Here is a 243-nt window from a genome sequence, read left to right as displayed (position 1 = left end):
GTCGCGCCGGGTGTCGTCTACACGACCTTCCACCATCCCGGCACGCAGGCGAACGTCATCACCACGGATTTCTCCGACTGGGCCACCAACTGCCCGGAATACAAGGTGACCGCCGTCCAGGTCGCGCTGTCGAACGGGCCGAGCGACTGGCAGCAGGAATACGAGGAGCAGGCCCGTCAGGCGCGCCGCATCGCTCCGGCGATGGAAGCGGCCGAATGAGGGAGCGCGCATGATGCAAAAGAC

General features: G+C 65.8%; 1 protein-coding gene. It reads left to right on the top strand.

The window, feature by feature from the left end:
- Nucleotides 1–219: hypothetical protein (locus CH341_RS33225; protein WP_146604828.1), on the top strand; the 219-nt coding region annotated here is incomplete at its 5' end.
- Between the last annotated feature and the right edge of the window lie 24 nt (nt 220–243).

Origin of the sequence: Rhodoplanes roseus, assembly GCF_003258865.1 — a bacterium.
Taxonomy (GTDB): Bacteria; Pseudomonadota; Alphaproteobacteria; order Rhizobiales; family Xanthobacteraceae; genus Rhodoplanes; species Rhodoplanes roseus.
The sequence above is the reverse complement of the archived record's forward strand: the minus strand, read 5'-3'. Positions and strand labels throughout refer to the sequence as shown.